The following is a 22431-nucleotide window of genomic DNA, read 5'->3' on the forward strand; positions in this document are numbered from 1 at the left end:
GGTTCAGGTGGAAGCTCTCCCAACCGACCCGCGGTCGGTCTTGCCCCGGGCGCAGCGCCCCGGCCCAGCTGGATGTCAGCGGAGGAGGAGACGGGCAATACGGCGGCTACCCCACGACCCCATGTGACATCAGGCTGGCGAATCCGAGCCGACGGCTACATCAGGATCGACGGCGGATCGAGGCTGAAAGGTCAGCACACTGATGATCACGTCGTCGGTCAGAGCGGCGACCTGGCGGACATGCTCGTACGTCTGCAGCACCGTCTCGTAGCTGGACAGCGGCGGCAGCAGCTGGGGGAGGTATTCCTGGAACGGCCCGTCGCCGAACTGCTGTCCGCTGGCCAGTCGCGCCTCGGTCAGCCCGTCGGTGAACAGCATGAGCATGTCCGACGCCTCGAGCTGGAGCTCCACGGACTCCCAGCGATCGTGGATTCGCGGGCCGAGGACGCTGTTGGGCGGTGCGGCCACCTCGACGAACTGGCCGTCGTGGCGGAGCCACGGGGCGGGGTGTCCGGCGAGCACAACGCGCACCCGGCCTTCGCCCGGAATCAGCTCGACCAGGCACAGCGTGGCGAACGAGCCCTGGAACTCGTCGGCCAGCGCGTGCTCGAGGATGGGTAGCGCAGCGGCCGGGTCTTGGGTGATCCAGGTGATGCCCTTGAGCGCCTTTCGGATGCTCATCGCCAGCGCGCCGGCCAGCGGGCCTTTGCCGGACACGTCGCCGACGAAGAACAGGATGTGCCCGTTGGGCAGGGTGAACCAGTCGTAGAAGTCGCCACCGACCAGCACAGCCTCCCCGGCCGGCTCGTACAGCGCTGCCATTGCCCAGTCGGGAACGTCCGGCAACCCCGCCGGCAGTAGCACCCGCTGCAGCGCGGTCGCAAGGCTGTGTGAAATCGGCTCCAGCCTGCCGGCGCTGCGGAGAGCAGGCGAGACTGGGGGCATGACAAAGATTCTGTACTGTCGGGATGCGGGCTTCGATTGCGACGCCACAGTCCGGGGAGAGAGCACCCAGGAGATCCTCGATCAGGTCCGCCCGCACGCCGCACACGCCCACCACGTCGAGGTCGACGAGCCGATGGCCAAGCAACTGGAGGGCCTGATCGTCGAGGCGTGAGGCTCGCCCGGCGTCAAGGTCGCGTTCCTGCAGCAGTCGCTCACCGATGATGCTGGGCCCGAACCGGTCGTACCGGGACCGAGCGTTTCCTTCGCCCGACGCTCGGTCCGCCGAGCCGTTTCCGGCGGCATCCTCAGCGCGGCCCGGGAAGTCGGGGCGCGGTCAGGCGGTCCACGTCCTCGCTCAGGACGTGGCGCAGGGCGTTGGCCAACTTGCGTCCGGGGTCCCGCTGCGGGGCCATACCAGCGGGATCGTCGAGTCGGGACTCACCATCCGCGCTCGCGCCACTCGCCGAGATGTGGGCGCTCGGCTCCGAGCGTCGTGTCCTTTCCGTGGCCGGGGTAGATCCACGTGGCGTCATCCAGTGGCCCGAAGATCCGCTCTTCCAGGTCGTCCATCAGCGAGTTGAAGTGCTGCGGGGATGTTGTCCTCCCAAGCCCCCCCGGAAAGAGACTGTCGCCCGTGAACACGTGCGTGCCGGCCCCGTCACGACCGTGCCACACCAGCGCGATGCTGCCCGGGGTGTGCCCGCGGAGGTGGACCACCTCGAGGGTCTGGTCGCCGACGGTCACGGTGTCGCCGTGCTCGACCGGGCGCGTCACCGGGACGGGCAGGTCACCGGAGTCGGCGGGATGCGCCACCGTCGTCGCGCCGGTCGCCGACGCGACATCCGGCAGCGCGCGGTGGTGGTCCCAGTGGCCGTGCGTCGTCACCACGGTGCGCACGTCGGCGTCGCCGATGAGGGCGAGCAGGGCGGGGGCCTCGGCCGCGGCGTCGACGAGCAGCGCTTCCCCGGTGGCCGTCGAGGTGAGCAGGTAGGCGTTGTTCGCCATCTCGCTCACCGCCAGCTTGGTGATGGTGAGTCCCGGCAGCTCGCGGGTGTCGGCGGGGCCGCCCACCTCGACGTCGCCGGTGTAGGTGCTGCTCATCCCGCTCCGATCTGAGAACTGTCGGTGCGCCCGGATAGGTTCGACGGCATGGACGCTAGTGCAGCTCTGACCGGCTCTGCTCCCGTCGGTTCCGCCCCGGCGTCCGGCATCGTCGGGCTGCCGGCCACCGAGCTCTCGGCGCGCGTCCGGTCCGGGGAGTTGTCCGCGGTCGACGTGGTGCGCGCCCACCTCGACCACCTCGCCGTGGTGGAGGGCAGGATCGGGGCCTTCCGGGTCATCCGCGCCGATGCGGCGCTCGCCGAGGCGGCCGAGGTCGACGCCTCGCCGCGGCGGGCGGAGCTGCCGCTGGCCGGGGTGCCGATCGCGGTGAAGGACAACGTCGCCGTCACCGGGGAGACCTGCACCGACGGCTCAACGGCGCACCGCCCCGCGCCGGCGACCGTCGACCACCCGGTGGTCGCCCGGCTCCGGGCCGCCGGCGCGGTGGTCATCGGCATCACCCGGGTGCCCGAGCTGTGCATCTACTCCGCCACCGACGGTCCGGGCACCGTGACCCGTAACCCCTGGGACACCGCCCGCTCCTGCGCCGGCTCCTCGGGCGGCAGTGCCGCTGCCGTCGCGGCCGGCATCGTGCCACTCGCCCAGGGCAACGACGGGATGGGCTCCCTCCGGCTGCCGGCCGCGGCCTGCGGGCTGGTCGCCCTCAAGCCCGGCCGGGGCGTCGTCCCCGCCCAGATCGGCGCCGACGACTGGTCGGGCATGGCCGAGAACGGTGCCCTGACCACCACCGTGGCCGACCTCGCCCTCGCCACGGCGGTACTCAGCGGGACGACGCCGGCCGACCCTCCTGCCCCCGGACGCCCGCTGACCGTCGCCGTGTCCACCCGTTCTCCGGTCCCCGGCGCCCGGCTCGACGCACCGGGCCGAGCCGCGCTGAACGCCGTCGTGGCGCAACTGGAGGTCGCGGGGCACACCGTCGTCCGCCGCGAGCCGGTGGTCACTCCCGCAGCGGCGCTCGGCACGGTGGTCCGCTGGCTCGCCGGGGCCGACGACGACGCAACGGCCCTCGGGCTGGACCGCCGCGCGATGCAGCCGCGCAGCCGGGTGCACGCCCGGCTCGGCCGGCTGGCCCGTCGGGCCGGTCTGCTCCGGCCCCGGACGGCGGAGGCCTTCCGCGCCCGGATGGCCGACTTCTTCGCCGACGTCGACGTTCTGCTGAGCCCGGTGGTCACCGGTGCACCTCTGGCCGCCCGGCCATGGCACGAGCGCAGCTTCCTTGCCAACATCGGCGCGAACGCGCGGTGGGCACCGTGGACCTCAGCCTGGAACTTCGCCGGTCTGCCTGCCCTCGCGCTGCCCGGCGCGCCCCGGCCCGACGGGACCCCCACGTCGGTGCAGCTGGTCGGACCGGCCGGGTCCGAGACGCGGCTACTCTGGCTGGCCGGGGACCTCGAACGCCGGCTGCCCTGGCGTCGGCACGCACCTGTCTTCGACCCACTCGAACCCGCCGGCACCCCGGCGGGCTGATCGGGCACCGTCGCGTCCGGCACATCCGGGAAGCGGCCCGGCCGGCGCCCCGTTCCGCCCAGCAACGAATCACTGCAGCTAGAACCACTGCGACCGACAGGGATCACATGGACCGGCTCGTCGTCCGCGGCGCCCGCGAGCACAACCTCAAGGATGTCCACCTCGACCTGCCCCGCGACGCGATGATCGTGTTCACGGGACTCTCCGGCTCGGGCAAGTCCAGCCTGGCCTTCGACACGATCTTCGCCGAGGGCCAGCGCCGCTACGTCGAGTCGTTGTCGGCCTACGCACGGCAGTTCCTCGGCCAGATGGACAAGCCGGACGTGGACTTCATCGAGGGGCTCTCCCCGGCGGTCTCGATCGACCAGAAGTCGACCAACCGGAACCCGCGGTCGACCGTCGGCACCATCACCGAGGTCTACGACTACCTCCGCCTGCTCTACGCCCGCGCGGGTCAGCCGCACTGCCCCAACTGCGGCAAGCCGATCTCCCGGCAGACGCCGCAGCAGATCGTCGACCAGGTGATGGCCATGGCAGAGGGCACCCGCTTCCAGGTGCTCGCCCCGGTGGTCCGCGCCCGCAAGGGCGAGTACGTCGACCTGTTCAGCTCGCTGCAGACCCAAGGCTTCTCCCGGGTCCGGGTCGACGGCACCATCCACCAGCTCACCGACCCGCCGAAGCTCAAGAAGCAGGAGAAGCACACGATCGAGGTGATCGTGGACCGGCTGACGGTCAAGGAGACCGCCAAGCGCCGGCTCACCGACTCCGTCGAGACGGCGCTCGGCCTGGCCGGCGGCCTCGTCGTCCTCGACTTCGTCGACCTTCCCGAGGGCGACCTGGAACGCGAGCGGACGTTCTCCGAGCACCTGGCCTGCATCGACGACGGGTTGTCCTTCGAGGCCCTCGAGCCGCGGTCCTTCTCCTTCAACTCCCCGTTCGGCGCGTGCCCCGAGTGCACCGGCATCGGCACCCGCAAGGAGGTCGATCCCGAACTCGTCGTCCCCGATCCGACCAAGAGCCTCGGCGAGGGTGCCGTCGCCCCGTGGGCCGGCTCGATGAGCAACGAGTACTTCCTCCGCCTGCTCTCCGGCCTCTCGGACATGCTCGGCTTCTCGATGAAGACGCCCTGGGAGGACCTCCCGGCGACCGTGCAGAAGGCGGTGCTGCACGGATCGCCCGACCAGGTGCACGTCCGTTACAAGAACCGCTACGGCCGTGAGCGCAGTTACTACGCCGCCTTCGAGGGCGTGCTGCCCTTCCTCGAGCGCCGCCACGAGGACACCGACAGCGACTTCATGAAGGACAAGTACGAGGGCTACATGCGCGACGTGCCGTGCCCCATCTGCCACGGCACCCGGCTCAAGCCGGAGATCCTCGCCGTCAAGATGAACGGCCGCTCCATCGCCGAGGTCACCAACCTCTCGATCGGCGATGCCTCGGAGTGGCTGGGCGCGCTGGAGCTGGGCGACCGGGAGCGGGCGATCGCCGACCGGGTGCTCAAGGAGATCCAGGCCCGGCTGTCCTTCCTGGTCGACGTCGGCCTGGACTACCTGTCCCTCGACCGCCCCGCCGCCACCCTCGCCGGCGGGGAGGCTCAGCGCATCCGGCTGGCCACCCAGATCGGCTCCGGGCTGGTCGGCGTCCTCTACGTCCTCGACGAGCCGTCCATCGGGCTGCACCAGCGCGACAACATCCGGCTGATCGAGACCCTCGTCCGGCTCCGCGACATGGGCAACACGCTGATCGTCGTCGAGCACGACGAGGACACGATCAAGCAGGCCGACTGGATCGTCGACATCGGCCCGGGTGCCGGCGAGCACGGCGGCGAGGTTGTCGTCAGCGGCACCTACGCCGACCTGCTGGCCAGCGAGCGCTCGCTCACCGGCGCCTACCTGTCCGGGCGGATGGAGATCACCATCCCCGAGGAGCGGCGACAGCCGACCCCCGGTCGCGAGCTCGTCGTCAGAGGCGCGCGCGAGCACAACCTGCGGGGCGTCGACGTGACGTTCCCGCTGGGCTGCCTCGTCGCGGTGACCGGGGTGTCCGGCTCGGGCAAGTCGAGCCTGGTCAACGACATCCTCTACACCGTCCTGGCCAACGAGCTCAACCGCGCCCGGATGGTGCCCGGCCGGCATCGCACCATCACCGGCCTGGACCAGCTGGACAAGGTGGTCGGTGTCGACCAGTCGCCGATCGGCCGCACCCCGCGGTCCAACCCAGCGACCTACACCGGCGTCTGGGACCACGTCCGCAAGCTGTTCGCCAGCACCACCGAGGCCAAGATGCGCGGGTACCTCCCCGGCCGCTTCTCCTTCAACGTCAAGGGCGGTCGCTGCGAGGCCTGCTCCGGTGACGGCACGTTGAAGATCGAGATGAACTTCCTGCCCGACGTGTACGTGCCCTGCGAGGTCTGCAAGGGTGCCCGGTTCAACCGGGAGACCCTCGAGGTCCACTACAAGGGCAAGACGGTCGCCGAGGTCCTGGACATGCCGATCGAGGAGGCGGCCGACTTCTTCGCCGCCATCCCGGCGATCGCCCGCTACCTCCGCACCCTCACCGAGGTCGGTCTCGGGTACGTCCGGCTCGGCCAGCCGGCCACCACGCTGTCCGGCGGTGAGGCACAGCGCGTCAAGCTGGCCAGTGAGCTGCAGAAGCGGTCCAACGGCCGCACCATCTACGTGCTCGACGAGCCCACCACCGGGCTGCACTTCGAGGACATCCGCAAGCTCCTGCTGGTCGTCCAGGGCCTGGTCGACAAGGGTAACTCGGTGATCGTCATCGAGCACAATCTCGACGTGATCAAGAGCGCCGACTGGCTGATCGACATGGGGCCCGAGGGCGGCTTCCGCGGTGGCACGGTCGTCGCCGAGGGGCCGCCGGAGTTCATCGCCTCGGTGCCGGAAAGCCACACCGGCCGGTTCCTGGCCAACGTCCTCGACCCGGCGGCCGTCGAGGCGGCCGCCGCACCCAAGAAGCGGGCCCGCAAGAAGGCCAGCTGACCGCTCGGGAGCAGCCGGGCCCGAGCGGCGGCTCGGTGTCAGCGATCCCCGCGGGGACGTGCATCGCGTACCTCGACCAGCCGGGCACCCGCCGGTGCCGGTATGCGCTGCGCACGCACGGCGTCCACCACGGCGTCCTGCGGCTTCGGGGCCGGCCGTGGTCCAGTTGGCGGCCCGCTCGGGCCCGTCGCGGGCCATCAGCTCCACCGGTGCCACGGGCGGCCGCCTGCATGGTGCCCGGCTAGCTCCAGGGCGGCCAGCATCGGGACGTTGAGCACGTCGACGTCGGGGAGCAAGCCCCGGAAGCCGCGGTCCCGCGCGAGCACGTTGAGCGTGACCAGCAGCTCGTGGACGTACCCTCGGCCGCGCTCCTCGGGGACGACCCCGATGTGGGAGATGGTGCCGGTGGCCTCCTCGTCGCAGGCGCTGAGCCCGACGAAGCCGACCGGGTCGCCGGCCCAGGTCTCTACGAGCACCCAGGAGCGGGCGTCCTGCGGAGTGACGTAGTCGGTGAGCTGGATGTCCGCCCAGCCCCGCGTGCCGTACTCGGCGACCTTGACCTCGTCGATCCGGTCCAGGGTGCCGATCATGCACCGGGCGATGACCGAGGCGAACGCGTCGTTGCCGACCTCGGGAAGCGGCCGCAGCCGGACCCGATCGGGCAGCTCCATCGGGTGGCCGTCGTCCTCCCACCAGACGCCCTCTTTCTTCTGCAGCAGTTCGAACCCGCATTCGACGGCGAGCCGGCACCGCTCGGCGAACTGCTCGTGCACCTCGCTGTCGACCGTCAGGTGCAGGACTGCGCCGGCCGGTGCCGACCGGACGACGGCGGAGACGGCAGCGGCGTGGTGCCCGTCGTTCCAGGCGAGTGGCCCCAGGAGGTGCCCGGCGACATGGTGCGGATGTGGAGCCGGGTGAGCCCGGCCCCGGCGACCTGCACGCCGTCGTCCTCAGCGACGAAGCGCGCCACGAGCTGAGGGTCGGCTGCCACCTCCGCAGCGGGGGCGAAACCGCCGTGGTGATCCTCCGCACGCGGAGGCCCGCCGAGGGGGCAGCCGCCTCGTCGCTGGCTGGCGGTCCGCTGGCTGTTCACGGGGGTCGGGCATCGACGAACGTTGGCACGGAGTGCAAGCGGTTTCTGCGACCAGGTGGGACTGGTCGATGTTCACCGCAGTCCTGGCCGCGCAGCGAAGCCGTCAGTGGCCCCGCCTAACCTGGAGCCATGCCCGACCCGTCCACGTACCGCCCAGCGGTCGGCAGCATCCCCGAGGGCCCGGGGGTCTACAAGTTCCGCGACCCGGCCGGCCGGGTCATCTACGTCGGCAAGGCCAAGAGCCTGCGCCAGCGGCTGAACAGCTACTTCGCCGACGTCTACGGGCTCCACCCGCGCACCCGCCAGATGGTGACCACGGCGGCCAGCGTCGAGTGGACCGTGGTCGGCACCGAGGTCGAGGCCCTCCAGCTCGAGTACAACTGGATCAAGGAGTTCGACCCGCGGTTCAACGTCCGCTACCGCGACGACAAGAGCTACCCGAGCCTGGCCGTGACGCTGAACGATGAGTTCCCGCGGCTGCAGGTCATGCGCGGCCCCAAGCGCAAGGGCGTCCGCTACTTCGGTCCCTACGCCCACGCCTGGGCCATCCGGGAGACCGTCGACACCCTCACCCGGGTCTTTCCGGCCCGCACCTGCTCGGCCGGGGTCTTCAAGCGGGCCAGCCAGATCGGCCGGCCCTGCCTGCTCGGCTACATCGGCAAGTGCAGTGCACCCTGCGTCGGCCGGGTCACCGCCGAGGAGCATCGTCGGATCGTCGACGACTTCTGCGACTTCATGGGTGGCCGCACCGACCAGATGATCCGTCGGCTGGAGGCCGAGATGGCCCAGGCGGCGGTCGATCTGGAGTACGAGAAGGCCGCCCGGCTCCGCGACGACCTGGGCGCGCTGCGGCGGGCGTTGGAGAAGCAGGCCGTGGTTCTCGGCGACGGCACCGACGCCGATGTCGTCGCCTTTGCGCAGGACGAGCTGGAGGCCGCCGTCCAGGTCTTCCACGTCCGTGGCGGGCGGGTCCGCGGCCAGCGCGGCTGGATCGTCGACAAGGTCGAGGACGTCACCACCGGCCAGCTCGTCGAGCAGTTCCTGCTGCAGGTCTACGGCGGCGTCGACGAGCAGACCGGCACCGGCGAAGTGGGGGAGGCCGTGCCCCGCGAGGTGCTCGTGCCCGAGCTGCCCGACGACGCCGACGTCTACGCCGAGCTGCTCTCCGAGCTGCGCGGCTCCCGGGTGTCCCTGCGGGTGCCCCAGCGCGGCGACAAGCGCAGCCTGATGGAGACCGTCGAGCGCAACGCCAAGGAGTCCTTCGCCCGGCACCGGGTCAAGCGGGCCAGCGACCTCACCGCCCGCTCCCTGGCCCTGTCGGAGATCCAGGAGGCCCTCGACCTCCCCGACGCCCCGCTGCGCATCGAGTGCATCGACATCTCCCACGTGCAGGGCACCAACGTGGTGGCCAGCATGGTCGTCTTCGAGGACGGCATGGCCAAGAAGTCCGACTACCGCCGGTTCGCCGTCGCCCAGGGCACCGACGACACCGCCGCGATGGCCGAGGTCGTCCGCCGCCGGTTCGCCCGGCATCTCAAGGACGAGGCCGACCGCCGCGACGAGCAGGGTGTGGCCGCCGAGGAGGGCCGGCCGCGCCGCTTCGCCTACCCGCCCAACCTGCTGGTCGTCGACGGCGGCGCCCCGCAGGTGGCCGCGGCCAGCCGGTCGCTGTCCGAGCTGGGCATCGTCGACGTCGCGATCTGCGGGCTGGCCAAGCGGATGGAGGAGGTCTGGCTTCCCGACGATCCCGACCCCGTCATCCTGCCGCGCACGTCGGAGGCGCTGTACCTGCTCCAGCGGGTCCGTGACGAGGCCCACCGGTTCGCGATCACCTACCACCGGCAGAAACGATCCAGCACGATGCTGGTGTCACTCCTGGACGACGTCCCGGGGCTCGGGGGAACACGGCGAAAGGCGCTGATGAAGCAGTTCGGGTCGCTCAAGCGGTTGCGTGCCGCCACCATCGAGGAGCTCACGGCCGTGCCGGGCATCGGCCGGCGCACCGCCGAGGCGGTGCTGGCCGCCGTATCCGAGTCGGCGGCGGACGACGCGCCCGGCCCCGGCCCGGGGTCGGCCGGCGACATCGCCGAGGTCGGCCGCGTCCACCCGGTCGCCGGGGCGGGCGCGTGAGCAGCACCGAGCCGGCCCCCGGTGCGGACGGCGCTCCCACCGAGGTCGCGCCGCTGGACGTCGTGGTGGTCACCGGCCTGTCCGGCGCGGGCAAGAACTCCGCCGGGCGGGTGCTGGAAGACCTCGGTTTCTTCGTCGTCGACAACCTGCCGCCGGCCCTGCTGCAGCCGATGGTCGAGCTGGGCGCCCGCGGCGACGTGCGCCGGTTCGCCGCCGTCGTCGACGTCCGCAGCCGGGCGTTCTCCACCGACCTGCAGGAGTCGATCCGCCAGCTCGCCGAGGCTGGGCACCGGCCCCGCGTGGTCTACGTGCACGCCCGTAACGAGGTGCTGATCCGGCGCTACGAGTCGGTACGCCGCGAGCACCCGCTGCAGGGCAACGGCCGGCTCATCGACGGCATCGACGCCGAGCGCGCTCTGCTCACCGGCATCGCCGGTGAGGCCGACCTGTGGGTCGACACCAGCGAGCTCAACGTCCACCAGTTGCGCGCCACGCTGGAGGCTGCGTTCGTCGAGCAGGACGCGTCGCCCCAGGTCGTCGCCACCGTGCTCAGCTTCGGCTTCAAGTACGGCCTGCCCCTGGACGCCGACCTGGTGGTCGACGCCCGCTTCCTACCCAACCCGCACTGGGTGCCCGAGCTCCGCGCGATGACCGGCCGTGACCCCGAGGTGCGCGACTACGTGCTGGGACAGGACGACGCCGATGCGTTCCTGGACCGCTACACCGAGGTGTTGCGGCTGCTGGTGCCCGGCTACCGACGGGAGGGCAAGCGCTATCTGACCCTCGCCGTGGGCTGCACCGGCGGCAAGCACCGTAGCGTCGCCATCGCCGAGGAGTTCGCCCGCCGGCTCACCGCCGAGGGCGTCCCGGCCACTGCCCGCCACCGCGACCTGGGCCGCGAGTAGTGGCTCCGGAGCACCCGGACGACCTGCCGGTGCGGATGGCGGCGCCGCCGCCCGTGCCGGCGCCGCTGACCGTCGAGCGCCGGCCACCGCTGGGCCCCGAGGGGCCGCGGGTGGTCGCTCTGGGCGGTGGCCACGGGCTGGCGGCATCGCTGACCGCGTGGCGGCAGCTGACCGCCCGGCTGACCGCCGTGGTCACCGTCGCCGACGACGGTGGTTCCTCCGGCCGGATCCGCCGCGAGATGCCCGTGCTGCCCCCCGGCGACCTGCGGATGGCGCTGGCCGCGCTGGCCGGCCCCAGCCCACGCACCCAGGAGATGGCCGCACTGTTGCAGCACCGCCTGGGCGGCACGGGCGCCCTGGCCGGGCACCCGGTCGGCAACCTCGTGCTCACCGGGCTCACCGAGATGTACGCCGGGGACGCCGTGCGCGCCCTGGGCGCGCTCGGCCACCTTCTGGGCGGCTCGGGCCGGGTCCTGCCGATGGCCGAGGTCCCGCTGGACCTGGTGGCGACCGTGGCCAGCGTCGACCCCGACGACCCGGTCGGCTTGCGACGGATCCGCGGACAGGTGGCGATCGCCTCCACGCCGGGCCGGGTCCGCGAGATCCGGGTGTCCCCGGCCGACCCGCCGGTGCCGGCCGCCGTCCTGCACGCCCTCGAGGCGGCGGACGTGGTGAGCCTCGGACCCGGCTCCTGGTACACCTCGGTTCTGCCGCACCTGCTCGTACCCCGGCTGCGGGCGGCACTGGCCGCGACGAAGGCGAAGGTGGTGGTCGTGCTGAACCTGGAACCGCAGGCGGGGGAGACCGACGGCTTCTCCCCGGCCGAGCACCTGGAGGTTCTGCTCGCCCATCTGGGAGGCGTGTCGCTGCACACCGTGATCGCCGATGCGTCTGCGGTTGTTGACCGGCGTGGTCTGCTGTCTGCTGTGCAGGGATGCGGTGCGGAACTGGTCCTGGCACCGGTGGCGGCGCCCGACGGCGCGCCGCGGCACGACCCTTCGCGGCTCGCTGCCGCACTGGCCTCCGTGGTCGGTGCGCGGTGACCGGTCGGGGGACGACGGGGAGGCTCCGGGACACCGGGGCGTCGGCCAGCACAGACGGGGCCGGCACACAGGGGAAAGACCAGCACACAGGGGGAAGGCCGCTCATGGGTAGGACACACAGCTCGCCGGGCGGTCGCCCCGGGCGGTTCTGGGGGTGGATGACATGGCGATGACGGCGATGGTCAAGGACGAGCTCTCCCGGGTGGAGTGCACCAAGACCTCCGAGCGCAAGGCCGAGGTGACGGCGCTGCTGCGCTTCTCCGGCGGCCTGCACATCGTGGGGGGCCGGGTGGTGATCGAGGCAGAGCTCGACACCGGCTCGGTGGCGCGACGGTTGCGCCGCGACATCAGCGAGGTCTACGGCTACACCAGCGGGGTGAGCGTGCTGGCCGGCGGCAACATCCGCCGTGGCGTCCGCTACCTGGTCCGGATCGCCAAGCACGGTGAGGGCCTGGCCCGGCAGACCGGCCTGGTCGACCAGCGCGGCCGGCCGGTCCGCGGCCTGCCTCCGGCGGTCGTCTCCGGTGGCATCGGCGACGCCGAGGCGGCCTGGCGCGGCGCGTTCCTCGCCCACGGGTCGCTCACCGAGCCCGGCCGCTCCTCCTCGCTGGAGATCACCTGCCCCGGCCCGGAGGCGGCGATGGCGCTCGTCGGCGCCGCGCGCCGGCTGGGCATCGCAGCCAAGGCCCGCGAGGTCCGTGGCACCGACCGGGTCGTCGTCCGGGACGGCGACGCGATCAGCGCGCTGCTGACCCGGATGGGCGCCTACGACGCGGTGCTGGCCTGGGAGGAGCGGCGGATGCGCCGCGAGGTGCGGGCCACGGCCAACCGACTGGCCAACTTCGACGACGCCAACCTGCGCCGCTCCGCGCGGGCCGCGGTGGCCGCCAGTGCCCGCGTCGAGCGGGCGCTGGAGATCCTGGCCGACGAGGCGCCCGAGCACCTGCTGGTCGCCGGGCGCCTGCGCCTGGAGTTCGGTCAGGCCTCGCTGGAGGAACTCGGCCAGCGCGCGGACCCGGCGATGACCAAAGACGCCGTCGCGGGCCGGATCCGGCGGCTGCTCGCGATGGCCGACAAGAGGGCGAAGGACCTCGGGATCCCGGACACGGAGTCCGTCGTCACCGACGACATGCTGGCGCAGTAGGGCCCGAGCGCGGCCGTTAGGCTCGCACCGACATGTGGCCGCGCGCACGCGCGGCCGCCGGTGTGCACTGGGCTTCTGGAGGTCAGCTGTGACGGTACGGGTCGGCATCAATGGTTTCGGGCGGATCGGGCGGAACTTCTACCGGGCAGCGGCGGCCAGCGGCGCTGACATCGAGATCGTGGCGGTCAACGACCTGACCACCCCGGAGACGCTCGCCCACCTGCTGAAGTACGACAGCATCCTGGGCAAGCTCCCCGAGGACGTGTCGGTCGTCGGTGACGGCATCAAGGTCGGCGGCGCCACCTTCAAGGTGCTCGCCGAGCGCGACCCGGCCAACCTGCCCTGGGGCGATCTGGGCGTGGACGTCGTCGTGGAGTCCACCGGCTTCTTCACCAAGGCCGACGACGCGCGCAAGCACGTCGACGCCGGCGGCGCCAAGAAGGTCGTCATCTCCGCGCCGGCCACCGGTGACGACCTGACGATCGTCATGGGCGTCAACCACGAGCAGTACGACGGCTCGCAGACGATCATCAGCAACGCTTCCTGCACCACCAACTGCCTGGCCCCGCTGGCCAAGGTGCTCAACGACTCCTTCGGCATCGAGCGTGGCCTGATGACCACCATCCACGCCTACACCGCCGACCAGAACCTGCAGGACGGCCCGCACAAGGACCTGCGCCGGGCCCGCGCGGCCGCGATCAACATCGTCCCGACCAGCACCGGCGCGGCCAAGGCCATCGGCCTGGTCCTGCCCGAGCTCAAGGGCAAGCTCGACGGCTACGCGCTGCGCGTCCCGGTGCCGACCGGTTCGGCCACCGACCTCACCGTGACCGTCTCCCGGGACGTCACCGTCGAGGAGGTCAACGCCGCCTACCAGGCCGCCGCTGCGGGGCCGCTGGCGCCGTACCTGGTCTACACCGACGCGCCGATCGTCTCCTCCGACATCGTCACCGACCCGGCGTCGTGCATCTTCGACTCCGGCTTGACCAAGGTCTTCGGCAACCAGGTCAAGGTCGTCGGCTGGTACGACAACGAGTGGGGCTACTCCAATCGGCTGGTCGACTCGGTCGTCCTGGTGGGCTCGAAGCTCTGATGCGTCAGATGCGCACCGTCGACGAGCTCATCGCCGAGGGCGTCGCCGGTCGGCGGGTGCTCCTGCGGGCGGACCTGAACGTCCCGCTCGACGACAGCACCGGCACGCCGATCATCACCGACGACGGCCGGATCCGGGCCAGCCTCCCCACGCTGCAGGCGCTGCGGGAGGCCGGCGCACGGGTGCTCGTGGCCTCGCACCTGGGCCGCCCGAAGGGCGCCCCGGACCCGCGGTACTCCCTGGCCCCGGTCGCGGCCCGGCTCGCCGAGCTGCTCGGGGCGCCGGTTCCACTGGCCGCCGACGTCGCCGGCCCCGACGCGCAGGCCAAGGCCGGTGCGCTGACCGACGGCGGCGTCCTGATGCTGGAGAACGTCCGGTTCGAGCCGGCGGAGACCAGCAAGGACGACGAGGCGCGGGGGGCGCTGGCCGACCGGCTGGCGGCCCTCGCCGACCTCTACGTCGACGACGCCTTCGGCGCAGTGCACCGCCGGCAGGCGTCGGTCTACGACGTCGCCACCCGGCTGCCGCACGCGGCCGGCCGGCTGGTGACCCGCGAGCTGGAGGTGCTCGACCGGCTGACCCAGGACCCGGAACGGCCCTTCGTCGTCGTCCTCGGCGGCTCCAAGGTCAGCGACAAGCTGGCCGTCATCGAGGCCCTGCTGCCCAAGGTCGACCGGCTGCTGGTCGGCGGCGGGATGTGCTTCACCTTCCTGGCCGCGCAGGGCCACGGCGTCGGCGGCTCGCTGCTGGAGGCCGACCAGGTGGAGACCTGTCGCCGGCTGCTCGACGAGGCCGGCGACCGGATCGTGCTGCCCGTCGACGTCGTCTGTGCCGAGGCGCTCGTCGCCGATGTGCAGGTCACCGTGGCGATGGTCGAGGCCATCCCCGAGTCGCTCAAGGGCCTGGACGTCGGGCCGCGCACCGTCGAGCTGTTCAGTGAGGTGCTCGCCGGGGCCCACACGGTGTTCTGGAACGGCCCGATGGGCGTCTTCGAGCTCGCCCCGTTCACCGCGGGCACCCGGGGCGTGGCCCTCGCGGTGGCGGCGGTCGACGGGCTGTCCGTGGTCGGTGGCGGCGACTCCGCGGCCGCCGTCCGGCAGCTCGGCCTGGACGAGGACGCCTACGGCCACATCAGCACCGGTGGCGGCGCGTCCCTGGAGCACCTGGAGGGCCGGGAGCTCCCGGGCCTCGCGGTGCTGGCGGACTGAGGGCGGCTGGGATGGCACGCACGTCGAAGACCGCCAAGGCGCCCCGGGTGGGGCGCCGGCCGCTGATCGCCGGCAACTGGAAGATGCACCTGACGCACCTGGAGGCCATCGGTCTGGTGCAGAAGCTCGTCTTCTCCCTCACCGAGGCCCAGCTCGACGCCGCCGAGGTCGTCGTCCTGCCGCCGTTCACCGCACTGCGCAGCGTGCAGACGCTGGTCAACGGCGACAAGCTGGAGATCGGCTACGGCGCCCAGGACCTGTCCGCCCACGACTCCGGTGCCTACACCGGCGAGGTCAGCGGGGCGATGCTGTCCGCGCTGGCCTGCCGCTACGTGGTGGTCGGCCACTCCGAGCGGCGCGCGCTGCACGGTGAGGACGACGCGGTGGTCGCGGCCAAGGTGCAGGCCGCCCTGCGGCACGGGCTGGTCCCGATTCTCTGTGTGGGGGAGGGGCTCGACGTCCGGCAGGCCGGCGGGCACGTCGAGCACTGCAACGCCCAGCTGGAAGCCGCCCTGGTCGGGCTGTCCGCCGAACAGCTGCAGGAGCTCGTCGTCGCCTACGAACCGGTCTGGGCCATCGGCACCGGGGAGGTCGCGACGCCGGCTGATGCGCAAGAGGTCTGCGGTGCGTTGCGGGCACGGCTCGCCGAGCGTTTCGGGCCGGAGACGGGCTCGATCGTCCGTATCCTCTATGGCGGGTCGGTCAAGGCCGGCAACACCGCCGGCATCCTCGCCGGGCCGGACGTCGACGGCGCTCTCGTCGGAGGCGCCAGCCTGGACGCCGACGAGTTCGCGTCCATCTGTCGGACCGCCGCCGACGGCAGCTGAGCTGCCGCCGGCCCTGACCGGGGCGGAGCAGCACCCTGTTGGAACACCGCGCCACCGCACGCCGGCCGTACCCGTCCCGGGTGCGGCCGGCGGCAGCGCTCCTCGTGCTGCTCGCCCTGCTCACCGCCTGCGGCAGCGGCAACAGCGGGGCCGCCGGGGTCCCCACCCAGGCGGGGAAGCCCGACGCCGGCGTCACCGGCGTTCGCTCCCCGTCCACCGAGCCTGGCGGGACGCTGCGCCTGGTCTCCGGGCCCGTCGACAGCCTGGACCCGCAGCGCTCCTACGTCTCGGGCATGTGGAACCTGATGCGGCTCTACACCCGCACGCTGGTCACCTACGCAGCCGAGCCCGGCCACACCGACGAGCTGGTGCCCGACCTCGCCACCGACCTCGGCACCTCACCCGACGGTGGTCGGACCTGGACCTTCACCCTCCGCGACGGCGTCCGGTTCGAGACCGGGGCGCCGATCACCTCCCGCGACGTCAAGTACGGCATCGAGCGGTCCTTCGCCTCCGACGTGATCGTCGGGGGCCCCACCTACGTCGTGGACCTGCTCGACGACCCGGCCGACCAGTACGCCGGCCCCTACCAGGACGAGACCGACGGCCGCCTCGGGCTGGCCTCGGTGGCCACGCCGGACGACCGGACGATCGTGTTCACCCTGACCACCGCCACGCCGGACTTCCCGTTCGTGATGGCGCTGCCCTCCTCCAGCCCGGTGCCCTCCGACGCGGACACCGGCGCGGGCTACGGCAGCGACCCGGTCTCCTCCGGTCCCTATGCGATCACCTCGGTCGACCCCGAGGCCGGGATCGTGTTGGACCGCAATCCGCAGTGGGACCCCGCGACCGACGACGTCCGCAGTGCCCTGCCCGACCGGGTCGTGCTGCACCCGGGGCTGTCGGGGGTCGCCCGCGACCAGGCGCTGCTGGCCGGCTCGGCCGATGCCGACCTCTCCGGCACCGGCGTGCAGCCGGCGACCACCAGCCGGATGGCCGACACCGGCATCGCCGGCCGGATCGACGACGTGACCACCGGCGCGGTGCGGCTGCTGGCCCTGCCGACCACCGTGGCGCCGATGGACAACGTCGACTGCAGGGCGGCGGTGGCCGCCGTCGTGGACCGCGCCGCCGTCCAGGACGTGCTCGGCGGCGCCGGGAGCGCCGTCCGCTCCTCCCAGCTGTGGCCGCGTGCCCTCACGGGCGCCCCCCAGGACCCCGACGTGGCGCCGGACCTGGACGCCGCCCGCGCCGCCCTGACCAGATGCGGCAAGCCCGACGGCTTCAGCACCGTGCTCGCCGTCGCCGACGCGCCCAGCATCGTCAAGGTGGCCCGGTCCATCGCCGACGACCTGGCCCAGGTGGGCATCCAGGCCGAGGTGCGCCCGCTGGACCCCACCACCTACTACGCCGCCGACGTCGGTAAGCCGGCCAACGTGACCGGCCAGGGCTACGGCATCGTGCTGGCCACCTGGACGGCGGACTTCCCGACCGCTGCCTCGTTCCTGGTACCGCTCGTCGACGGCCGCTCCGTGCGGGACGTCGGCAACACCAACTACGCCCGGCTGGCCGACCCCGCGGTCGACGCCGCCGTCGACGCCGCGCGGGCCGCTCCGGACCCCCCTGCCGCGAGCGAAGCGTGGCGACAGGTGCTCACCGCCGTGTCGGCGACCTCCGCCTACGTGCCGCTGGCCGAGAACCGGGTGCAGCTGCTGGCCGGGCAACGGCTGCGCAACGGCGTGGTCATGCAGCCCTACGGTGGCTACGACGTCGCCACCGCTGGGGTCAGCTGACAGCCTCGGGAGCATCGCAGCGAGCGACGGAGCCGACAGGGAGTGAGCATCGCAGCGAGCGCCAGCGAGCGAGGAGCGGAGCGACCGCGGAGGCGACCCGGGCGCGCAGCGAGCGAGGAGCGGACCGGGGCGCGGAAGCTGACGGGTGACGGAGTCGACTGAGCCGCGTCGGTTAGGCTGGAGCGTCGAGAGCCCCCGACCGTCCGGGTGCGGAACCCACACCCCGTGGTCCACGGGACAGGAGACTGACAATGGAGCTCGTCCTCAACGTGCTGCTGGTGCTGACCAGCGTGCTGCTCATCGTGCTGATCCTGCTGCACCGCGGGAAGGGCGGCGGTCTGTCGTCGATGTTCGGCGGCGCGGTGTCCTCCCAGCTGTCCGGCTCCTCGGTGGTGGAGAAGAACCTCAACCGGCTGACCGTGTTCGCCGGGCTGGTCTGGGCCGTCTGCATCATCGGTCTGGGCATCCTGATCAAGGCCTGAGGACCAGTACGTCCCTCCCTCGCGTTTCTGTACGTAGGGTGTCCGCGTCGTGACCTGTGACCGGGCTGAAAGGCCCTAGACTGCCGGGGCGGTGATCAACTCCGGCACCGCAGGACGCAGCCGCAGCTACGCGGCCATCAGGGGGAGTGATCGTGTCTGGTGGGAACGCGATCCGGGGAAGCCGGGTCGGCGCGGGTCCGATTGGCGAGGCCGAGCGCGGCGAGTCAGCACCCCGTCGGCGGGTGGACTTCTGGTGTGCGAACGGGCACGAGTCCCGCATCGCGTTCGCCATGGAGATCGAGATGCCGGAGACGTGGGACTGCCCGAGGTGTGGCCTGCCGGCCGGCACCGACCAGCAGAACCCACCGCCGGCGCCGCGCTCGGAGCCGTACAAGACGCATCTGGCCTACGTGCGGGAACGGCGGAGTGACGAGGACGGGGACGCCCTGCTCGAAGAGGCCCTGACCAAGCTGCGGGCCCGCCGGGGCGCCTAGAGAAAGGCCCCCTCCTGGGTCCCCTCGCACGCTCGAGGACGCCATGGAGGGGGCCGGAGCGCGGGTTCAGGCGTCCGACACGGGCAGCTTGCTGGCCGCCGCGGCGTCGAGCAGCCAGCGGGTGGCCCGCACGCCGCGGGCACCGGCCGCCGGCACCCGCATCGGCTCGGCGCCGGACAGCGCCCGCGCGACCGCATCCGCCTTGCCCTCGCCGCTGACCAGCAGCCATACCTCCTCGGCGGAGGTGATCGCCGGGAAGCCGAGACTGACCCGGGTCGGCGGCGGCTTGGGGCAGTTCCGGACGGCGACCACCGGCCGCTCGTCGCGCGCCGCCGGTGACTCCGGGAAGATCGAGGCAACGTGCCCCTCCGGGCCCATGCCCAGCAGCAGGACGTCGAAGCGGGGGAGCGGGCCCCCGTCCCCGGCTGCGGCGGCCAGCTCCTCGGCGTACCAGGCCGCGGCGTCCTCCGGTTCGTCGAACCCGGCGTCGGACGAGGGCATGGGGTGCACCCGCTCCGGGTCCGTGACGACCCGGTCGAGCAGGGCCTCCTTCGCGCCGAGCTCGTTGCGCTCCGGGTCGTCGACGGGCACGAACCGCTCGTCGCCCCACCAGACGTCCACCCCGGACCAGTCGACCACCGCGTGCTCCGGCTCGGCGGCCAGCTCGGCCACCCGCTGCAGCACTGCGGTGCCGATGCCGCCACCGGTCAGCACCACCGACGCCGTCCCGTGCACGGCCTGGGCGGCAGCCAGCCGAGCGACCAGCGCGGCGGCGACCGAGCGGGCCAGCTGCTCGGCGTCCGGCTCGATCACCACGTCCGGGATCTGCTCGTCGGCGCCCGAGGTCACCGGGTCACCGCCTGCTCCGCCGGCGGCGCGGACGGGTCCCCGGCCAGGTCGACGTCGTGCTCGCCGTTCAAGGCCACCTCGTCGTCGTCCTCGGAGTCGGCCGGCACGGTGGGCGCCGGCGTGTCCGGCTCGTCCGGCTGGGTCTCCGGCGCCATCGGGTCGTGCCAGATGTGGTCGCGGCACGCCGTTCGCTGCGACAGACCCGACGTGCCGGTGACTGCCTCCAGCGCCTCGCTGTAGGGCTCGTCGGGGTCCAGCCGCCGCAGCTCCTCGCCGACCAGCTCGCCGAGGGTGCGGTCGGGGAGGGCCACCACGGCGTCCGGCCGGTAGGGCTGGGTGATCACAGCGCCGCCCTTGCGGTCGTCGTGCAGTCGGACCTCCTCGTCCTGGTCCAGCCGCAGCTGGATGCTGTCGATGCCGGCCTCGTCCGGGACGCGGTTGCTCGGCACCACCTCGATCGGGCACCCGCACCGGGAGGACAGCCAGCCGGCGACGAGCGTGGCGGTGGCGTTGGCCGTGTCCCCCTCGACCTGGCCGCCCAGCACCCGCACGGCCTCGCCGCGGCGGCCGGAGACCGAGTCCAGCGTCGAGGCCAGCGTCGCCCGCCACGGGGTGCTGCGGGTCCACGCCAGGTCGGTGTCGCCGGGGGCGTAGTCGGTGGCCCGAACGTGCAGCGCGTGGACGGGGTCCCCGGCCATCGAGGAGTCGGTGATCCGCCGGTCGGCGATGACGCCCAGGGCGTCGGTGGAGATCCGGTCCAGCGGCGCACCGTGCCACCAGGTCACCACCGGCGCGTCGGCGGCGAGCAGCGGCAGGACGACGGACTCGGCGTGCAGCCCGAGCCGGCCGTACATCCGCATCACCACGGCCTCGCCGGGGCCCAACCGGCCACCGACGAGGACCTCGGCGTCCAGCCGGGGGTCCGGCGCCTCGATGTGCCGGCGGACGACGATCAGCAGGCGACAGGGGTGGACCTCGGCGGCCGCGGTGGCGGCCTCCTCGGCCTCGGCGACCCGGGCCTCGTCGACGACGACGACCAGGGTCAGCGCCACCCCGCTCATCACCGCGCCGCCGGTGTGCCGCTGGGCGGCGAGCTCCTTGACCACCGCAGAACCGGTGGTGTCCCACAGCGTGGTCACGTGTCCTCCTCGCTTGCGCTCGTCGGACCCGTGCCCGACGGTGCTCTGTTCTCGCGCGACCTCGCAAGCTCGGTCACGAGCGAGCCTTCCTGAGGTTGGCGGGCCGGGCGGCGGGCCGGGTCACGGCCGGCGCCATGCGCGGCCCTCGGCGGCGAGCATGTCCTCGGCCGCACGGGGTCCCCACTCGCCCGCACGGTACGGATACGGCTCGGTGGTGGCCCAGTACTCCTCCAACGGATCGATGACCGCCCAGGAGGCCTCCACCTCGGCGTTGCGCGGGAACAGCGTTGCGTCGCCGAGGAGCACGTCGAGCAGCAGCCGCTCGTAGGCCTCGGGGCTGGCCTCGGTGAACTGCTCGCCGTAGAGGAAGTCCATGGCCACGTCGCGCACCTCCATGACACTGCCGGGCACCTTCGACCCGAACTTCAGCGTCACGCCCTCGTCGGGCTGCACCCGGACCACCAGCTGGTTGTGTCCCAGCTCCTCGGTGTCGGTCTCGGCGAAGGGCAGGTGCGGGGCGCGGCGGAAGGACAGCGCGATCTCGGTGACCCGGCGGGGGAGCCGCTTGCCGGTGCGCAGGTAGAACGGCACGCCGGCCCAGCGGCGGGTCTCCACGCCCAGCCGGACGGCCGCGTAGGTCTCGGTGGTGGAGTCGAGGCTGACGCCCTTCTCCTGCCGGTATCCCTTGGCGCGCTGGCCGGCCAGCCAGCCCTGCTGGTACTGCCCCCGGACGGCGAAGGTCTTCATGTCCGCGGGGATCGAGACCGCGCGCAGCACCTTGAGCTTCTCGGTGCGGATCTCCTCGGCGGAGAACTCGACCGGCTCCTCCATCGCGGTGAGCGCCAGCAGCTGCAGCAGGTGGTTCTGCAGCACGTCGCGCGCGGCGCCGGTCTTCTCGTAGAATCCGGCGCGCCCGCCGATGCCGACGTCCTCGGCCATGGTGATCTGCACCGAGTCGACGTGGTGGCCGTTCCAGATGGGCTCGAACAGCGTGTTGGCGAACCGCAGCGCCAGCAGGTTCTGGACCGTCTCTTTGCCCAGGTAGTGGTCGATCCGGAAGACGTCGTCGGCGGTGAAGACCGAGTCGACCAGCTCGTTCAGCTCGCGGCTGGAGACCAGGTCGGTACCGAACGGCTTTTCCACGACCACCCGGCGCCAACGGTCCGGGGTGCTCTCGGCCATCCCGGTGCGCTGCATCTGCTTGAGCACGGTCGGGAACATGGCCGGCGGGATCGACAGGTAGAAGGCGGCGTTGCCGCCGATGCCGTGGCCGCCCTCCAGCTCGGCGAGGTTGCTGGCCAGCTCGTCGAAGGCGTTGTCGTCGTCGAAGGAGCCCTGGATGAAGCTGACGCTGGTGGCCAGCCGCTCCCAGACCTCCTCGCGCCACGGGGTACGGGCGTGCTCGCGGGCGGCGGAGCGGGCCAGCTCGGCGAACTCCACGTCGCCCCAGTCGCGGCGGGCGAAACCCAGCATCGCGAAGTTGGTCGGCAGCAGGCCCCGGTTGGCGAGGTCGTAGACGGCCGGCAGCAGCTTCTTGCGGGCCAGGTCCCCGGTGATTCCGAAGACGACCAGGGCGCACGGTTCCGGTACGCGCGGGAGCCGCCGGTCCCGCGGGTCACGCAGCGGGTTGGTGGGCATCGATTCCGTCCTTCGGGGGTTGGCAGGGGAGCCCGCCGTCCGGACGGCGAACCGGACGGC

20 protein-coding genes are annotated in these 22431 nt (G+C 72.5%); 13 read left to right on the plus strand and 7 right to left on the minus strand.

All coding sequences use genetic code 11. The features are described 5' to 3' along the window. Positions 1-129 precede the first annotated feature (129 nt). The gene (locus BLW04_RS09990; RefSeq protein WP_091539580.1) at positions 130-945 is read right to left on the minus strand and encodes a PP2C family protein-serine/threonine phosphatase; all 816 of its coding nucleotides are present in this window, start codon (positions 943-945) and stop codon (positions 130-132) included. On the opposite strand from BLW04_RS09990, the gene BLW04_RS09995 reads away from it, so the two are divergent. After that, on the plus strand, positions 944-1117 hold the full coding sequence (locus tag BLW04_RS09995; RefSeq protein ID WP_091539583.1) for a DUF1059 domain-containing protein: 174 nt from the start codon (positions 944-946) through the stop codon (positions 1115-1117). The two genes, BLW04_RS09990 and BLW04_RS09995, sit on opposite strands and share 2 nt — an antisense overlap. A gap of 266 nt (positions 1118-1383) precedes the next feature. Here BLW04_RS09995 and BLW04_RS10000 read toward each other — a convergent pair whose 3' ends face one another. Then, the gene (locus BLW04_RS10000) at positions 1384-2046 is read right to left on the minus strand and encodes an MBL fold metallo-hydrolase (protein ID WP_091539588.1); all 663 of its coding nucleotides are present in this window, start codon (positions 2044-2046) and stop codon (positions 1384-1386) included. A gap of 48 nt (positions 2047-2094) precedes the next feature. Between BLW04_RS10000 and BLW04_RS10005 the strand changes: the two genes are divergently transcribed. Beyond that, the gene (locus BLW04_RS10005; RefSeq protein WP_091539592.1) at positions 2095-3534 is read left to right on the plus strand and encodes an amidase; all 1440 of its coding nucleotides are present in this window, start codon (positions 2095-2097) and stop codon (positions 3532-3534) included. Positions 3535-3641: 107 nt separating this feature from the next. Further along, positions 3642-6533, plus strand: a complete 2892-nt coding sequence (uvrA, locus tag BLW04_RS10010; RefSeq protein WP_091539595.1) for an excinuclease ABC subunit UvrA — start codon at positions 3642-3644, stop codon at positions 6531-6533. A gap of 197 nt (positions 6534-6730) precedes the next feature. Here uvrA and BLW04_RS10015 read toward each other — a convergent pair whose 3' ends face one another. Together BLW04_RS10015 and BLW04_RS10020 are read right to left on the minus strand one after the other, a co-directional pair. Next, positions 6731-7306 carry a GNAT family N-acetyltransferase gene (locus BLW04_RS10015; protein WP_091539599.1) on the minus strand — a complete coding sequence of 192 codons (576 nt, stop codon included), beginning with the start codon at positions 7304-7306 and terminating at the stop codon, positions 6731-6733. Between the two features lie 14 nt (positions 7307-7320). After that, on the minus strand, positions 7321-7503 hold the full coding sequence (locus BLW04_RS10020) for a hypothetical protein (protein ID WP_139306799.1): 183 nt from the start codon (positions 7501-7503) through the stop codon (positions 7321-7323). Between the two features lie 252 nt (positions 7504-7755). Between BLW04_RS10020 and uvrC the strand changes: the two genes are divergently transcribed. The 10 genes from uvrC (at position 7756) to BLW04_RS10070 (ending at position 18745) form a co-directional block, all read left to right on the plus strand. Next, positions 7756-9756 (plus strand): excinuclease ABC subunit UvrC, encoded by a 2001-nt coding sequence (gene uvrC / locus BLW04_RS10025; protein WP_091539607.1) that lies wholly within the window; start codon positions 7756-7758, stop codon positions 9754-9756. After that, positions 9753-10661, plus strand: coding sequence for an RNase adapter RapZ (gene rapZ, locus BLW04_RS10030; RefSeq protein WP_254781237.1), 909 nt, complete (start codon positions 9753-9755; stop codon positions 10659-10661). Before uvrC ends, rapZ begins: the two co-directional genes overlap by 4 nt. Then, complete coding sequence (gene yvcK, locus BLW04_RS10035; RefSeq protein WP_254781239.1) at positions 10661-11704, plus strand: gluconeogenesis factor YvcK family protein; 1044 nt, start codon at positions 10661-10663, stop codon at positions 11702-11704. The genes rapZ and yvcK overlap by 1 nt, the downstream gene beginning before the upstream one ends. 163 nt (positions 11705-11867) lie before the next feature. Continuing rightward, a complete protein-coding gene (gene whiA / locus BLW04_RS10040; protein WP_091539611.1) occupies positions 11868-12848 on the plus strand; it encodes a DNA-binding protein WhiA in 981 nt (326 codons plus the stop codon). Between the two features lie 88 nt (positions 12849-12936). Further along, positions 12937-13941: a type I glyceraldehyde-3-phosphate dehydrogenase gene (gap, locus tag BLW04_RS10045; protein WP_091539615.1), complete on the plus strand. Its 1005-nt coding sequence runs from the start codon at positions 12937-12939 to the stop codon at positions 13939-13941. A gap of 8 nt (positions 13942-13949) precedes the next feature. Then, positions 13950-15149 carry a phosphoglycerate kinase gene (gene pgk / locus BLW04_RS10050; protein WP_091539769.1) on the plus strand — a complete coding sequence of 400 codons (1200 nt, stop codon included), beginning with the start codon at positions 13950-13952 and terminating at the stop codon, positions 15147-15149. A gap of 11 nt (positions 15150-15160) precedes the next feature. Further along, positions 15161-15976 carry a triose-phosphate isomerase gene (tpiA, locus tag BLW04_RS10055; RefSeq protein ID WP_091539618.1) on the plus strand — a complete coding sequence of 272 codons (816 nt, stop codon included), beginning with the start codon at positions 15161-15163 and terminating at the stop codon, positions 15974-15976. A 38-nt stretch (positions 15977-16014) separates the two neighbouring features. After that, on the plus strand, positions 16015-17769 hold the full coding sequence (locus tag BLW04_RS10060) for an ABC transporter substrate-binding protein (RefSeq protein WP_254781241.1): 1755 nt from the start codon (positions 16015-16017) through the stop codon (positions 17767-17769). Positions 17770-18020: 251 nt separating this feature from the next. Then, positions 18021-18251, plus strand: a complete 231-nt coding sequence (secG, locus tag BLW04_RS10065; RefSeq protein ID WP_091539622.1) for a preprotein translocase subunit SecG — start codon at positions 18021-18023, stop codon at positions 18249-18251. 152 nt (positions 18252-18403) lie between these two features. Next, positions 18404-18745, plus strand: a complete 342-nt coding sequence (locus tag BLW04_RS10070) for an RNA polymerase-binding protein RbpA (RefSeq protein ID WP_091539776.1) — start codon at positions 18404-18406, stop codon at positions 18743-18745. A 66-nt stretch (positions 18746-18811) separates the two neighbouring features. Here BLW04_RS10070 and pgl read toward each other — a convergent pair whose 3' ends face one another. From pgl to zwf, 3 genes are all read right to left on the minus strand, one after another. Then, positions 18812-19594, minus strand: coding sequence for a 6-phosphogluconolactonase (pgl, locus tag BLW04_RS10075; RefSeq protein WP_217630966.1), 783 nt, complete (start codon positions 19592-19594; stop codon positions 18812-18814). Then, entirely contained in the window at positions 19591-20733 is a 1143-nt protein-coding gene (locus BLW04_RS10080; RefSeq protein WP_091539626.1) for a glucose-6-phosphate dehydrogenase assembly protein OpcA, read from the minus strand. The genes pgl and BLW04_RS10080 overlap by 4 nt, the downstream gene beginning before the upstream one ends. 120 nt (positions 20734-20853) lie before the next feature. Continuing rightward, entirely contained in the window at positions 20854-22371 is a 1518-nt protein-coding gene (gene zwf, locus BLW04_RS10085; protein ID WP_091539630.1) for a glucose-6-phosphate dehydrogenase, read from the minus strand. Between the last annotated feature and the right edge of the window lie 60 nt (positions 22372-22431).

It is taken from the genome of Modestobacter sp. DSM 44400, assembly GCF_900107175.1.
Classification (GTDB): Bacteria; Actinomycetota; Actinomycetes; order Mycobacteriales; family Geodermatophilaceae; genus Modestobacter.